The organism is Pseudomonas sp. AC247, assembly GCF_979258015.1.
In genome coordinates this window covers 1,741,242-1,755,979 of sequence record NZ_OZ409829.1, presented here as the reverse complement: position 1 = coordinate 1,755,979, position 14,738 = coordinate 1,741,242, and the positions used below count along the sequence as shown (strand labels likewise).

Genomic DNA, 14,738 nt, shown 5'->3' with positions numbered 1-14,738 from the left:
CGAGGGGATTTATCCCCGTTGGGCTGCGAAGCTGCCCCAAAATCGACGACTGCTGCGCAGCCGAACGGGGATAAATCCCCTCGCCACAATAGCCCCTCAATAGCAGGCCCTCACCACAAAGGCCCGGCACAAGGGGCCTGGGTTTATTCCTGGATCACGTCCGCACCCTTGGGGATGTCGAACTTGAACTTGGACGCCGGCACCGGCTCGTTAGCCTTGACCCCGGTGAACAGGATGTTGGTGCGCTGGCCGACGCTGTCGATCAGTTGCATGTCATTGAGCAGACCATTGCGGAACGACAGACGCAGGTTGTCGAACAGGGTGTCCTTGGTTTTCGGCTTGAGGGTGAAGTCGATCACGCCGCCCGCCTCTTTCGCGCTGATGTCGAAGCTCTGGCTGATTTTTGACACATCACCGGACAGCAGCAGCGCCGGGGTCTGGGTCAGACGCTCGTCGAGCTTCTTGATGGTCGCCTGTTCCAGATCCGGGTCCCACAGGGTGACTTTCTTGCCATCAGACACCATGGTCTGCTCGGCCGGCGCGTTGGTGTGCCAGTAGAACAGGCCCGGACGCTGCAGGGTCATGTCGCCGGTGGTTTCCTGCAACTGCGTACCGCTGCCGTCGAGGGTCAGCTGCGAGAAGTTCGCGCTCAGGGTCTTGGAAGTTTCCAGCAATTGGGTCAAACGAGCCACGTCCTTGTCATCGGCGTGGGCCGTGAGTGTGGTCAAAGCCAATACTGGCAGCAGCATGCGGATAAGACGCATGGGAGTCCTCTTGAATACTCGTTGGGAGAGCGGCGGCACATCATTGTCCCGCCTCTTGCTTTTTGGATCAGTCGCGTACCGGGCCCGGGGCCAGCACTTCACGCGAACCGTTGGTGTTCATCGACGTGACGACCCCGGCCATTTCCATGGCTTCGATCATCCGTGCGGCGCGGTTGTAGCCGATTTTCAGCTTGCGCTGAACGGCAGAAATCGAGGCACGACGGCTTTCCAGCACGAACTGTACGGCTTCGTCGTACAGCGCATCCGTTTCCGGATCATCGCCATCGCCGCCACCGCTGCTGCCTTCAAAGCCGCTGCCGGCTTCTTCGACACCATTGAGGATGTCGTCGTTGTACTCGGGGGCGCCGCGCAGTTTCCACGCTTCAACCACACGGTGAACCTCTTCGTCGGAAACGAACGCGCCGTGAACCCGGATCGGCAGGCTGGTGCCCGGCGGCATGTAGAGCATGTCACCGTGGCCAAGCAGTTGTTCGGCGCCACCCTGATCGATGATGGTCCGCGAGTCGATCTTGCTCGACACCTGGAACGCCATACGCGTCGGGATGTTCGCTTTGATCAGACCGGTGATCACGTCCACCGAGGGTCGCTGAGTGGCGAGGATCAAGTGAATACCCGCCGCACGCGCCTTCTGCGCAATACGGGCGATGAGCTCTTCAACCTTCTTGCCGACGATCATCATCATGTCGGCGAATTCGTCGACGACTACCACGATGGTCGGCAGCTTCTGCAACAGCGGCGCTTCGTCGTGAATGCTTTCGCGCTTGTACAGCGGATCGCTCAACGGCTCGCCGGCGTCCTGCGCTTCCTTGACCTTGGCGTTGAAGCCAGACAGGTTACGCACGCCCATTTTCGCCATCAGCTTGTAGCGGCGCTCCATCTCGGCAACGCTCCAGCGCAGGGCGTTGGCGGCGTCTTTCATGTCGGTGACGACCGGGCACAGCAGGTGCGGAATGCCTTCGTAGATCGACAATTCCAGCATTTTCGGGTCGATCATGATCAGCTTGGCGTCTTCCGGGCCGGACTTGAACAGGATCGACAGGATCATCGCGTTCACGCCCACCGACTTACCGGAACCGGTGGTACCGGCCACCAGCAAGTGCGGCATCTTCGCCAGGTCGGTGATGACCGGTTTGCCGCCGATGTCATGACCGAGCGCCAGGGTGACCGGCGATTTGAAGTTGTCGTACTCAGGCGTCGACAGCACTTCGGAGAAGCGCACGATCTGCCGGTCTTCGTTGGGAATCTCGATACCGACCGTGGTCTTGCCCGGAATCACCTCGACCACCCGCACGCTGGTCACCGCCAGCGAACGCGCGAGGTCTTTCGCCAGGTTGGCGATGCGGCTGACTTTGACGCCGGCGGCAGGCTGAATTTCGTAACGGGTAATCACCGGGCCCGGATGGATCGAGTCCACCGTGACCTCGACACCGAACTCCTTGAGCTTGATCTCCAGCAAGTGGCCGACCGCTGCCAGGGATTCCGGCGAATAATTGAGTTGTTTCTTTTCCGCAGGGTCGAGGATCGAGATCGGCGGCAAGGTGCCTTCGACGGCGCTGTCGACGAACAACGGCGCCTGTTTCTCTTTCTGCACACGCTTGCTCGGCTCCGGCGCCTTGACCGGGGCTGGGGCGATGACCGGCGGCACCTGCTTCTCGCGGTCGGACATGTGCTTGCTCAGGGCTTGCTCACGCTCGATCAGGCGTTCCTTGACCTTGGCCTGCTCGCGCTTGTCGGTGACCGTCGGCGCAACCACATCATGCACACGGACATCGACTTCACGCAGTTGCGCGACCAATTGTTTGCGTTCGGTACGTGCCGACCACCAGCGATTCAGCGCGCCCTGAAACAGTTCGAACAGGTCGAGGGTGATCTTGCCGGTGATGTCCATCACCTTGAACCACGACAGGTCGGTGAACACGGTCAGGCCGAACAGGAACAGCGCGATGAACAGCAGCGTGCTGCCCTGGATATTCAGCGCGTTCTTCGCCAGATCGCCGAGGCTTTCACCCAAAGCGCCACCGGCACCGGCCGGCAAGCCCGTCGCGGCATGAAAATGGATATGCGCCAGCGCAGCGCCCGACAGCACCAGAAACACCAGACCGATCAGGCGCCAGGAGAACAGCCAGCCGCTCCACTGCCACGGCTCGTGGCGCTGGCGGAAGATCTGATACGCCTTGATCGCCAGCAGCAACGGGAAGATATAGGCGAAGTAACCGAGCACCATGAACAGGATGTCGGCGCTGTAGGAGCCGGCCGGGCCGCCGAAATTCTGCACATCGTCGATCTTGCTGTTGTGGCTCCAGCCCGGATCGTCCTTGCCGTAGGTCAACAAAGCCATCATCAGGAACAGGCACAAGGCGCCAATGGCGATCAATGCACCTTCCTTGAGCCGGTAGTGCAACTGTTGGCGCCAGAGCGGAACGACTGTTTTAGGTGCTGCGGTGGATTTCTTCAAAACGCTACTTTTCCTGCGCCAATGGCGCGTCCATCTATTGAATGACGATAAAAAACTGCCCAATCCAGGCAGGTAACAAAGTGAACGAGCGCAACTGAGACTACTTTTAACACTGCGCCGAGGCTTTTAAAAACACGGCACAGCGCGAACATTCTGTAACAGCCCGGCATTGTACGGGTTTGTACGTGCGATGCCATGCTTCAAACCCGAGGCTAAAGCATAGTCAAGCACATAAAACCTGTGGGCCAATTTGAGCATGCATTACCTTTTGTGACAAAGGCTTATGAGGTGTATTTGATGAACGTAGCGAAGCATTCACGCTTGATCATTCTTGGCTCCGGCCCGGCCGGTTACAGCGCAGCCGTGTATGCCGCCCGTGCCAACCTCAAACCCGTGGTGATTACCGGCCTGCAGGCCGGCGGTCAACTCACTACCACCGTCGAAGTCGACAACTGGCCCGGTGACGTCGAAGGCCTGACCGGGCCGGTGCTGATGGAACGCATGCAAAAACACGCCGAACGCTTTGCCACAGAGATCGTTTACGACCACATCCACACCGCCAAGTTGCAACAGCGCCCGTTCGAACTCATCGGCGACAGTGGCACTTACACCTGCGACGCGCTGATCATCGCCACCGGCGCCTCGGCGCAGTATCTGGGCCTGCCCTCGGAAGAAGCCTTTGCCGGCAAAGGTGTTTCCGCCTGCGCCACCTGTGATGGCTTCTTTTACCGCAATCAGGTGGTCGCGGTCGTCGGCGGTGGCAACACCGCCGTCGAGGAAGCACTGTACCTGTCCAACATCGCCAAGGAAGTGCACTTGATCCACCGTCGCGACAAACTGCGCTCGGAGAAAATCCTCCAGGACAAGCTCTTTGAGAAAGCCGCCAACGGCAATGTGCGCTTGCATTGGAACCAGAATCTCGACGAGGTGTTGGGCGATGCCAGCGGCGTCACGGGCGCCCGTCTGCGTCACAGTCATACCGGCGAAACCCGCGAACTACCGTTGGCCGGGGTGTTCATCGCGATCGGCCACAAGCCCAATACCGACCTGTTTCAGGGCCAGTTGTCGATGCATGACGGTTATTTGCGGGTCAAGGGTGGCAGCGACGGTGACGCCACGTCCACCGAGATCCCCGGGGTGTTTGCTGCCGGCGACGTTGCCGACCATGTTTACCGTCAAGCGGTCACCTCCGCCGGCGCCGGCTGCATGGCCGCACTCGATGCCGAGAAGTATCTAGACGACATTCCGGTCATTTGACGGCACACTTTATCGCGGGCCAAATGGCCAGCTCTGCCCTCCCCTTCTGCAAGCCTGGATGCCATGCTGACTTGGTTACAACGTAATTCCCTGACTTTTCCTCCTTTGGAAAAGGCCATGCGCGAGCCCAACGGATTGCTTGCCGCTGGCGGCGATCTGTCTGCCGATCGTTTGGTCCAGGCGTATCGCCATGGCTGCTTTCCGTGGTTTTCCGAGGGCCAGCCAATTCTCTGGTGGTCGCCGGATCCACGCACCGTGCTGTTTCCCGACGAACTGCATGTTTCACGCAGCCTCGGCAAACTGCTGCGCCAGCAGCGCTATCAAGTGACCTTCGATCAGGACTTCGACGCGGTGATCCGCGCCTGCGCCGCGCCCCGCGACTACGCCGACGGCACCTGGATCACCGAGGCCATGCAAGACGCCTACGTCGAACTGCATCGTCGCGGCTTCGCCCATTCAGTGGAAGTCTGGGATCAAGGCGAACTGGTCGGCGGCCTGTATGGCCTGGCGATGGGCCAACTGTTTTTCGGCGAGTCGATGTTCAGCCGCGCCGACAACGCCTCGAAATTCGGCTTTGCCACCCTGGTGCGGCATCTGAAAGACTCGGGGTTCGTACTGATCGACTGCCAGATGCCGACCGATCATCTGCACAGCCTCGGCGCCCGGGCAATCCCTCGCCAACAATTCGCCGATTATCTGGCCCGACACCTGGATCAACCCAATCGTGCCACCTGGGTTTGCTGAGCGACTTTTGCGCGCGTGGCTTACACTTAATTCACCAGCTTATCCCGAGGGTTGATCATGACCGAGTTGGCGCGTTTGAAGTTCTATGCCACTCAGCCTCACTCTTGCAGCTATCTGCCGGAGGAGCAGGCCACGACCCTGTTTCTCGATCCGAGTCAGCCCATGGATGTGCATGTCTACGCAGACCTGTCGGAAATGGGTTTTCGTCGCAGCGGCGACCATCTGTATCGACCTCATTGCCAGAACTGCAATGCGTGCGTGCCTGCGCGCATTCCAGTGGCGCAGTTCACCCCCAATCGTCAGCAGAAGCGCATTTTCAAGCGCAACGCCGATTTGCAGGTGCGCCCGGCCAAGCCGCAATTCAGCGAAGAATATTTCGATCTCTACCAGCGCTACATCGAACAACGCCACGCCGACGGCGACATGTACCCGCCGAGCCGTGATCAATTCTCGACGTTTCTGGTACGCGATCTGCCCTTCTCGCGCTTTTATGAGTTTCGACTCGACGGACGGTTGCTCGCCGTGGCGGTGACCGATTTGCTGCCTAACGGCCTGTCAGCGGTGTACACCTTTTACGAACCGGATGAAGAGCGCCGCAGTCTTGGCCGTTTTGCCATCCTCTGGCAGATCGGCGAAAGCCAGCGCCTGGGGCTTGAGGCGGTGTACCTCGGTTACTGGATCAAGAATTGCAAAAAGATGAACTACAAGACCCAATATCGCCCTATCGAATTGCTGATTAATCAGCGCTGGGTCGTCCTCAACTAAACCCGAGCCCTAAACCCCTTGGCGTAAACCCCATTTTTCGGGCACAATGCACGCCGCTTTTGCCTGGCGCAGTTGCACCGGGCCATTCATTGGATACCGAGGGCTTTACTGCATGTCGAAAGAAGACAGCTTCGAAATGGAAGGCACTGTCGTCGACACCCTGCCCAACACCATGTTTCGTGTGGAGTTGGAAAATGGGCACGTCGTAACCGCGCATATTTCCGGCAAGATGCGCAAGAACTACATTCGTATTCTTACCGGTGACAAAGTGCGCGTCGAGCTGACGCCCTATGACTTGAGCAAAGGGCGCATCACTTACCGCGCTCGTTAATCAAGTCAATACAGAACGCCCGGTTTATGCCGGGCGTTTTTGTTTGTCTGCGTTTTTAGGGTTTGGGGGCATATCCGTTTTCTCGGGTGCTGCCGCTGGCGGTTTCGCTCTTACAGCGAGTCCCTTTTTCAAACGCCGGAATGCCGGCCCAGCAAAAAGGAACCAAAAGGCTTTGCCCCGGCGTACGGCACTTCGCTGAGGCTCAGTGTTCCCTCGCTACGGTGTCCATCCGGGGGCATCGCCTACGGTTTGCTTCGCTGCACCTCCTCTCGATGTATGCGGCTACGCCGCACGGCGCTGCGCGCCTACCCCCGGATGAACACCTCCGCTCGGCCTGCCGATGGGGCAAAAAATCAAAAGCCAAAGCCAAAGCCAGAGCCAGAGCCAGAGCCAGAGCCAGAGCCAGAGCCAGAGCCAGAGCCAGAGCAGATCAAAAGATCGCAGCCTTCGGCAGCTCCTACATGATTTATCGGCTGTGCTTTTTGTGGGGGCTGCACTCGCTGGCGATAGCAGGCTGGCAACCTACCAATCTTTCGATGCAATCTTCTGTAGGAGCTGCCGCAGGCTGCGATCTTTTGATCTTGCTCTTAAAAAGATCGCAGCCTGCTGGGGATGGTATGGCTAGGAGAAGCGGGCCGGCTGTCAGGCCGCCTTCGCGAGCAAGCTTTGCTCCTACGAAAATCAAAAGCCGAGCACCCTGTGCTCCTCACCACTCAACAGGATGAGCGTTAGCTCGGCTGCGGCTTTTGATCTTGATCCACGGGCGACGTCGGAAGGCTGAGTGGAGGGATTGATCCGGGGGTGGGAGCGCAGCGACCGTTTGGCGCAGCCAAACACAGCGAGAGGAGGTGCAGCGAAGCAAACCGTAGGCGCTGCGCCCGGATCAATCCCGCAGCGAAGGAATCCCGAGCCCCAGCGAGCGGGCCGCACGCAGGAGCAAGCCTTTTTGGTTACTTTTGAGGCGCTTGTCAAAAGTGACCCGCCGTAAGGGCGGAACCCTAAGCAGCCGTTACCGCAGCAACGGATATACACCCAGAATCCCCAGAAACCCCAAACACCCCAAACACCCCAAACAGCAGACAACAAAAAGGCGCCCGAAGGCGCCCTTTCATCCAACAACAACCATCAAGCCATCTCAGCAGTGGTCTCGAAATCAAAGGTCAACTCACCATCCTTGATATCGATATGCACAACCCCACCATGCTCAGCCAACTCACCAAACAAGATCTCCTCCGCCAGCGGACGCTTGATCTTGTCCTGAATCAGACGAGCCATCGGACGCGCCCCCATCGCCGCATCATAACCACCGGCCGCCAGCCAACTGCGCGCCGCGTCGGTCACTTCCAGCAACACACGCTTGTCTTCCAACTGCGCCTGAAGCTCGGTAAGGAACTTGTCCACCACACTTTTGATGACCTCATGACTGAGGCGACCAAACTGAATAATGGTATCCAGACGGTTACGGAATTCCGGCGTGAAGCTCTTCTTGATCACTTCCATCGCATCAGACGAGTGGTCCTGATGGGTGAAACCGATCGAAGCCCGCGCCGCCGTTTCGGCACCGGCGTTGGTGGTCATGATCACAATCACGTTGCGGAAGTCCGCCTTGCGCCCGTTGTTGTCGGTCAGCGTACCGTGGTCCATTACCTGCAGCAGCAGGTTGAAGACTTCCGGATGCGCCTTCTCGATTTCGTCGAGCAACAATACGCAGTGCGGCTGCTTGGTGATCGCTTCGGTCAACAGACCACCCTGGTCGAAACCGACGTAGCCCGGAGGCGCACCGATCAGACGCGATACGGTGTGGCGCTCCATGTACTCGGACATATCGAAGCGAACCAATTCAATGCCCAACGCCTTGGCCAATTGCCGCGCGGCCTCGGTTTTACCGACACCGGTCGGGCCTGCGAACAGGAACGAACCGACTGGTTTGTCAGGCGACTTGAGGCCGGCACGGGACAGTTTGATCGCAGTCGACAGCGAATCGATCGCCGCGTCCTGACCAAACACTGTCAGCTTCAAATCACGCTCAAGGTTACGCAGCAACTCTTTGTCGGAGCTGGTGACGTGCTTAGGCGGAATCCGCGCGATTTTCGCCACGATGTCTTCGACATGCGGCACTTCGATGCGCTTGGCGCGCTTCTCGACCGGCTGCAAGCGCTGATAGGCGCCCGCCTCGTCGATCACATCAATGGCTTTGTCCGGCATGTGCCGGTCATTGATGTAACGCGACGCCAGTTCAGCAGCGGCACGCAATGCTTCGTCGCTGTACTCGATGTTGTGGTGCTGTTCGAAACGCCCTTTCAGGCCGCGCAGGATACCGATGGTGTCTTCCACCGACGGCTCGACAACATCGACCTTCTGGAAGCGACGCGCCAAGGCACGATCCTTCTCAAAGATGCCACGGAATTCCTGGAACGTGGTCGAACCGATGCAGCGAATGTCGCCAGACGACAGCAGCGGCTTGAGCAGATTCGAAGCGTCCATGACGCCGCCCGACGCAGCGCCCGCACCAATAATGGTGTGGATTTCGTCGATGAACAGAATGGCTTGCGGACGTTTTTTCAGTTCATTGAGCAGCGCTTTGAAACGCTTCTCGAAGTCGCCGCGATACTTGGTGCCTGCGAGCAGAGCACCGAGATCGAGCGAATAAACGACGCTACCCGCCAGCAGATCCGGCACCTGGTTGTCGACAATACGCTTGGCCAGGCCTTCGGCAATCGCGGTTTTACCCACGCCTGCTTCGCCGACCAGCAGCGGATTGTTTTTGCGCCGACGCGCGAGAATCTGCGCGACACGCTCGACTTCCGACTCACGGCCGACCAGCGGATCGATACGACCCTGGCGCGCGAGTTCGTTGAGGTTGCTGGCATAAGCATCCAGAGGATTGCCTGAAGAAGAAGACTCACCGCCCTCGTCGTCCTGCATATCTTGTTCACCTTCAGAGTGATCGCCGTGCCCCGGCACTTTGGAAATGCCATGGGCGATGTAGTTGACGACATCGATGCGCGCAACGCTCTGCTGTTTCAGCAGGAACACTGCCTGACTCTCTTGCTCACTGAAGATTGCAACCAGCACGTTGGCGCCAGTCACTTCGCGTTTGCCCGAGCTCTGTACGTGGAAAACAGCACGTTGCAGTACACGCTGGAAGCCCAGGGTTGGCTGGGTTTCACGATCTTCGTCATGGACGGGGATCAAAGGCGTGGTGGAGTCGATGAACTCCTGCAGGTCATGCTTGAGTTTGTCGAGGTTTGCGCCGCAGGCACGCAAAACGGTGGCGGCAGCCTCATTGTCCAATAGGGCCAGCAGCAGGTGTTCGACGGTCATGAATTCATGACGTTTCGAACGAGCCTCCTTGAAGGCAAGATTGAGGGTGACTTCGAGCTCGCGGTTTAACATAGCTTCACCTCATACCCAAGTGGTCGGCGATTAACCGTCCTTCTCGATTTCACAGAGTAGCGGATGCTGGCTTTCCCTGGCGTACTGGTTGACCTGCATGGCCTTTGTCTCGGCGATGTCGCGGGTAAACACTCCACATACTGCCCGCCCTTCTGTGTGGACGGCCAGCATGACCTTGGTCGCCAGCTCGCGATTCAGGTTAAAAAACACCTCGAGCACTTCGACGACGAAATCCATCGGTGTGTAGTCATCGTTGAACAAAACCACCTTGTACATCGGCGGCGCCTGTAACGCAGGCTTTGCTTCCTGAACAGCAACGCCTGCCGAATCGTCGTCGTGCTCCTCTGGAAGATCCTTTTGGAGAAGCGGGCGATCCTGATTGAATGTTAGTCGAATCTGGCTGATTGCATGCATGGGAAAGAAAGGTTCGTCAGTTGTGCAAATACAGTGGTGGGGGCGGTTGTCCACGTTTTCAACTCCGACTGCCCGGTCACCTTGACTATCGGGAAAACGGTGTTACAACCAATAGAGCCCACAGTGGGTAAAAAAGATCCGCGGAGTCAATTCTTTTAACGGAATAGATTGCGGATGACTTGGATGATACTCCAGCGTTGGAGTCTGTTGCAGAGGGATTTGAGCATGGCTGTCGGCAAGGTGAAATGGTTCAACAATGCCAAGGGGTACGGTTTTATCGTCGAGGATGGCAAGGATGAGGACTTGTTTGCCCATTACTCGGCCATCGAAATGGAAGGCTATAAAACCCTGAAGGCAGGGCAAGCCGTCAAATTCGAGATTATCCAGGGACCAAAAGGACTGCACGCGGTCAAAATTGGCCCTGCTGCGCCTGCAGGAGAAATTGTTACACCTGCTGCCGCCCCGCAGACTGTCACGGCCTGACCCACACCCTATATTTATTCAGCCATAAAAAAACCGCCTGACTCAATTCATCGAGTCAGGCGGTTTTTCTGTGCCCGTGTTTCTTACATATGCGAAATCAACGCATCACCGAAGCCCGACGACGAAACCAGCTTGGCGCCTTCCATCAAACGTTCGAAGTCATAGGTCACCGTCTTGGCCGAGATAGCGCCATTGGTGCCTTTGATGATCAGATCCGCCGCTTCCGTCCAACCCATATGGCGCAGCATCATTTCCGCCGAGAGAATCAGCGAACCCGGGTTGACCTGATCCTTGCCAGCGTATTTCGGCGCAGTACCATGGGTAGCTTCGAACATCGCCACGGTGTCGGACAGGTTGGCGCCCGGCGCGATGCCGATACCGCCCACTTCTGCCGCCAGGGCATCGGAGAGGTAGTCACCGTTGAGGTTGAGGGTCGCGATCACATCGTATTCGGCCGGGCGCAGCAGGATCTGCTGGAGCATGGCGTCGGCGATGGCGTCTTTGACCACAACGTTCTTGCCGGTTTTCGGGTTTTTGAACTGCATCCACGGGCCGCCGTCGAGCAGGGTCGCGCCGAATTCTTCGGCGGCCACTTCGTAGGCCCACTCTTTGAAGGCACCTTCGGTGAACTTCATGATGTTGCCTTTGTGCACGATGGTCAGCGAATCGCGGTCGTTATCGACCACATATTGCAGAGCCTTTCGCGCCAGGCGTTTGGTACCTTCCAGCGAAACCGGCTTGACGCCGATGCCGCAGTTTTCGTCGAAACGGATCTTGGTGACGCCCATTTCTTCTTTAAGGAATTTGATGACCTTGGTGGCTTCCGGCGAGCCGGCCTTCCACTCAATGCCCGCGTAGATGTCTTCGGAGTTCTCGCGGAAGATGGTCATGTCGACGTCGCCAGGCTTTTTCACCGGGCTTGGCACGCCTTCGAACCAGCGCACCGGGCGCAGGCAAACGTACAGGTCGAGCTGCTGACGCAGGGCCACGTTCAGCGAACGGATGCCGCCACCGACTGGAGTGGTGAGCGGGCCTTTGATGGAAACCACGTAATCCTTGACTGCATCGAGGGTTTCCTGAGGCAGCCAGGTGTCCTGATCGTAAACCTGGGTGGCTTTTTCCCCGGCGTAGACTTCCATCCAGGAAATCTTGCGTTTACCGCCGTATGCCTTTTGAACTGCAGCATCGACAACCTTGATCATCACCGGGCTGATGTCGACACCAATGCCGTCACCTTCGATGAAGGGGATGATCGGGTTATCAGGAACATTGAGAGAATGGTCTGCATTGACGGTGATTTTGTCGCCGACGGCTGGAACCTGAATCTTCTTGTAACCCATGCTGAACTCCATTGTTTGGATTGAACATCTGGCTTGGTTCGAGCGTAACCCAGTTAAATCAACACGCAAACCCTCTGTTCGTGGCGCGGGCACATCTCGTTTCGTACAAGCCTGAAAGCAAAGGGAAAAGCGCCAAACTCAAGCATTCGCAACGACTCTACGCCGCCCCCTGCCCTGCGACCTTTAGACCAATGGACGAGATTGGTTGCATATGAACCATCGGCAGATTGCCAGCTACCTATGTATAATGCCCGCCGCTGACCACAGGGTCACGACGGCTGGCCTCTCTAGAACGAGACTTTCCGCCTGATTGGTCGGGTTGTTATCGCAGCCTGACTGCTTGACGCTCTACTGATGCACCCAACATCACCGCGAAGAATCTCGACATTCGGTTCATGGATGACTTTGAACGAACGCGCTTACCCGGCGCCCCTCGAGTTTCTGCGCACGCTTTAGCAAAGAAGAGAGAGTTAATCCGAATATGCCCACCCGCTCGAAGATCATCTATACCTTCACCGACGAAGCCCCAGCCCTCGCCACCTATTCCCTGCTGCCGATCATCGAGGCGTACACCGCTTCGGCCGATATCGCCGTGGAAACCCGCGATATCTCTCTTGCAGCACGCATTCTGGCCAGCTTCCCCGAGCAACTGGGCGACAAAGCCGTAGCCGACCACCTCGCCGAACTGGGCGACCTGGCCGTTACGCCTGAAGCCAACATCATCAAGCTGCCGAACATCAGCGCTTCGGTGCCTCAGCTGCAAGCCGCGATCAAAGAGCTGCAAGCTCAGGGTTACAACCTGCCGGACTACCCGGAAACCGTGACCAGCGACGCCGACAAAGACGCCAAGGCGCGTTACGACAAGGTCAAGGGCAGCGCCGTGAACCCGGTTCTGCGTGAAGGCAACTCCGACCGTCGCGCTCCGCTGTCGGTGAAGAACTACGCTCGCAAGCACCCGCACAAAATGGGCGCCTGGGCCAAAGACTCCAAGTCCCACGTCGCTCACATGAGCACCGGCGATTTCTACGGCAGCGAAAAAGCTGCCCTGATCGACGCCGCTGACGCCGTGAAGATCGAGCTGATCGCCAAAGACGGCACCGCGACCGTTCTGAAAGAAAAAACCACCGTTCAGGCTGGCGAGATCCTCGACTGCGCCGTGATGAGCAAAAACGCCCTGCGTGCGTTCATCGCTGCTGAAATCGACAGCGCCAAGGCCCAGGGTGTACTGCTCTCGGTGCACTTGAAAGCGACCATGATGAAGGTCTCCGACCCGATCATGTTCGGCCAGATCGTTGCCGAGTTCTATAAAGATGCGCTGACCAAGCATGCTGCCGTGCTGGCCGAGATCGGCTTCAACCTGAACAACGGCATCGGCGATCTGTACGCGCGCATCAAGGCTTTGCCTGCCGAGCAGCAAGCACAGATCGAAGCTGACATGGCCGCGGTCTACGCCGCTCGTCCGTCGCTGGCGATGGTCAACTCCGACAAAGGCATCACCAACCTGCACGTGCCGAGCGACGTTATCGTCGACGCCTCGATGCCAGCGATGATCCGTGACTCCGGCAAAATGTGGGGCACTGACGGTCAACTGCACGACACCAAGGCTGTGATCCCGGATCGTTGCTACGCAACCATCTACCAGGCCGTGATCGAAGATTGCAAAGCCAATGGCGCTTTCGACCCGACCACCATGGGCAGCGTGCCAAACGTTGGTCTGATGGCGAAGAAAGCCGAAGAGTACGGCTCGCACGACAAGACCTTCCAGATCAAGGCTGACGGCGTTGTTCGCGTAACCGACAGCAAAGGCACTCTGCTGATGGAACAGGCTGTTGAAGCCGGCGACATCTTCCGCATGTGCCAGACCAAAGACGCGCCGATCCAGGACTGGGTCAAACTGGCCGTCAACCGTGCTCGCGCCAGCAGCACGCCAGCGATCTTCTGGCTCGACCCAATGCGCGCTCACGACGGCGTAGTGATCGAGAAAGTTCAGGCTTACCTGAAGGATCACGACACGGCCGGTCTGGACATCCAGATCATGGCGCCGGTCGACGCGATGAAGTACACCCTGCAGCGCACCCGCGAAGGCAAGGACACCATTTCGGTGACCGGCAACGTACTGCGCGACTACCTGACTGACCTGTTCCCGATCATGGAACTGGGCACCAGCGCCAAGATGCTCTCGATCGTGCCGCTGATGAACGGCGGTGGCCTGTTCGAAACCGGCGCTGGCGGTTCGGCGCCGAAGCACGTGCAGCAACTGGTTGAAGAGAACTTCCTGCGCTGGGATTCGCTGGGCGAGTTCCTCGCACTGGCAGCGTCCCTTGAGCATCTGGGCGTGAACTACAACAACCCGAAAGCGCTGGTGCTGTCGAAGACTCTGGATCAGGCGACTGGCCAGTTCCTCGACAACAACAAGTCGCCATCGCGCAAAGTCGGCAACATCGACAACCGCGGCAGCCACTTCTACCTGGCGATGTACTGGGCTCAGGCCCTGGCCGCCCAGACTGAAGACGCGGCACTGCAAGCGCAGTTCGCGACCCTGGCAAAAACCCTGACCGAGAACGAAGCGACCATCGTTGCCGAGCTCAACGCCGTTCAGGGCAAGCCAGTCGACATCGGCGGTTACTACCACGCCAATGCCGAGCTGATCAGCAAGGCCATGCGCCCAAGCGCAACCCTCAACGCCGCGATTGCTGCGCTGGTTTAAGGTTGTAAAGGGAACATCACAAACCCCGGCCCAGTGCCGGGGTTTGTGTTTCCAGAGTTCA

Annotated in this window: 11 protein-coding genes; 6 read left to right on the top strand and 5 right to left on the bottom strand. The window is 58.2% G+C overall.

Annotated features, from left to right (window positions below):
- Positions 1–143: 143 nt before the first annotated feature.
- Both lolA and ACZZ0B_RS08055 read right to left on the bottom strand, forming a co-directional pair.
- A complete protein-coding gene (lolA, locus tag ACZZ0B_RS08060; protein ID WP_008087013.1) occupies positions 144–764 on the bottom strand; it encodes an outer membrane lipoprotein periplasmic chaperone LolA in 621 nt (206 codons plus the stop codon).
- Positions 765–831: 67 nt separating this feature from the next.
- Positions 832–3,240 (bottom strand): DNA translocase FtsK, encoded by a 2,409-nt coding sequence (locus ACZZ0B_RS08055; RefSeq protein WP_081500545.1) that lies wholly within the window; start codon positions 3,238–3,240, stop codon positions 832–834.
- A gap of 297 nt (positions 3,241–3,537) precedes the next feature.
- On the opposite strand from ACZZ0B_RS08055, the gene trxB reads away from it, so the two are divergent.
- The 4 genes from trxB to infA all read left to right on the top strand — a co-directional run bounded on the left by trxB (position 3,538) and on the right by infA (position 6,337).
- Positions 3,538–4,497 (top strand): thioredoxin-disulfide reductase, encoded by a 960-nt coding sequence (gene trxB / locus ACZZ0B_RS08050; protein WP_463544803.1) that lies wholly within the window; start codon positions 3,538–3,540, stop codon positions 4,495–4,497.
- Between the two features lie 63 nt (positions 4,498–4,560).
- A complete protein-coding gene (gene aat / locus ACZZ0B_RS08045) occupies positions 4,561–5,241 on the top strand; it encodes a leucyl/phenylalanyl-tRNA--protein transferase (protein ID WP_045123303.1) in 681 nt (226 codons plus the stop codon).
- Positions 5,242–5,298: 57 nt separating this feature from the next.
- Positions 5,299–6,006, top strand: coding sequence for an arginyltransferase (locus ACZZ0B_RS08040; RefSeq protein ID WP_008087004.1), 708 nt, complete (start codon positions 5,299–5,301; stop codon positions 6,004–6,006).
- A 112-nt stretch (positions 6,007–6,118) separates the two neighbouring features.
- The gene (gene infA / locus ACZZ0B_RS08035) at positions 6,119–6,337 is read left to right on the top strand and encodes a translation initiation factor IF-1 (RefSeq protein ID WP_002553999.1); all 219 of its coding nucleotides are present in this window, start codon (positions 6,119–6,121) and stop codon (positions 6,335–6,337) included.
- A gap of 1,125 nt (positions 6,338–7,462) precedes the next feature.
- Here the strand turns inward: infA and clpA are convergent.
- Together clpA and clpS are read right to left on the bottom strand one after the other, a co-directional pair.
- The gene (gene clpA / locus ACZZ0B_RS08030) at positions 7,463–9,733 is read right to left on the bottom strand and encodes an ATP-dependent Clp protease ATP-binding subunit ClpA (RefSeq protein ID WP_158830265.1); all 2,271 of its coding nucleotides are present in this window, start codon (positions 9,731–9,733) and stop codon (positions 7,463–7,465) included.
- Positions 9,734–9,763: 30 nt separating this feature from the next.
- A complete protein-coding gene (gene clpS / locus ACZZ0B_RS08025) occupies positions 9,764–10,147 on the bottom strand; it encodes an ATP-dependent Clp protease adapter ClpS (protein WP_016987405.1) in 384 nt (127 codons plus the stop codon).
- 225 nt (positions 10,148–10,372) lie between these two features.
- Here clpS and cspD point away from each other — a divergent pair, with 225 nt between their 5' ends.
- Positions 10,373–10,630 carry a cold shock domain-containing protein CspD gene (gene cspD, locus ACZZ0B_RS08020; RefSeq protein ID WP_463544802.1) on the top strand — a complete coding sequence of 86 codons (258 nt, stop codon included), beginning with the start codon at positions 10,373–10,375 and terminating at the stop codon, positions 10,628–10,630.
- Between the two features lie 83 nt (positions 10,631–10,713).
- On the opposite strand, the gene icd is transcribed toward cspD, so the two are convergent.
- On the bottom strand, positions 10,714–11,970 hold the full coding sequence (gene icd, locus ACZZ0B_RS08015; protein ID WP_008087051.1) for an NADP-dependent isocitrate dehydrogenase: 1,257 nt from the start codon (positions 11,968–11,970) through the stop codon (positions 10,714–10,716).
- A 481-nt stretch (positions 11,971–12,451) separates the two neighbouring features.
- Between icd and ACZZ0B_RS08010 the strand changes: the two genes are divergently transcribed.
- Positions 12,452–14,677, top strand: coding sequence for an NADP-dependent isocitrate dehydrogenase (locus ACZZ0B_RS08010; protein ID WP_463544801.1), 2,226 nt, complete (start codon positions 12,452–12,454; stop codon positions 14,675–14,677).
- Positions 14,678–14,738 lie beyond the last annotated feature (61 nt).

What these genes read in the sequence shown, in the direction of transcription:
- lolA (WP_008087013.1), bottom strand. Translation starts at nt 764, where the DNA reads ATGCGTCTTATCCGCATGCTGCTGCCAGTATTGGCTTTGACCACACTC.
- trxB (WP_463544803.1), top strand. Translation starts at nt 3,538, where the DNA reads ATGAACGTAGCGAAGCATTCACGCTTGATCATTCTTGGCTCCGGCCCG.
- aat (WP_045123303.1), top strand. Translation starts at nt 4,561, where the DNA reads ATGCTGACTTGGTTACAACGTAATTCCCTGACTTTTCCTCCTTTGGAA.
- ACZZ0B_RS08040 (WP_008087004.1), top strand. Translation starts at nt 5,299, where the DNA reads ATGACCGAGTTGGCGCGTTTGAAGTTCTATGCCACTCAGCCTCACTCT.
- infA (WP_002553999.1), top strand. Translation starts at nt 6,119, where the DNA reads ATGTCGAAAGAAGACAGCTTCGAAATGGAAGGCACTGTCGTCGACACC.
- clpA (WP_158830265.1), bottom strand. Translation starts at nt 9,733, where the DNA reads ATGTTAAACCGCGAGCTCGAAGTCACCCTCAATCTTGCCTTCAAGGAG.
- clpS (WP_016987405.1), bottom strand. Translation starts at nt 10,147, where the DNA reads ATGCATGCAATCAGCCAGATTCGACTAACATTCAATCAGGATCGCCCG.
- cspD (WP_463544802.1), top strand. Translation starts at nt 10,373, where the DNA reads ATGGCTGTCGGCAAGGTGAAATGGTTCAACAATGCCAAGGGGTACGGT.
- icd (WP_008087051.1), bottom strand. Translation starts at nt 11,970, where the DNA reads ATGGGTTACAAGAAGATTCAGGTTCCAGCCGTCGGCGACAAAATCACC.
- ACZZ0B_RS08010 (WP_463544801.1), top strand. Translation starts at nt 12,452, where the DNA reads ATGCCCACCCGCTCGAAGATCATCTATACCTTCACCGACGAAGCCCCA.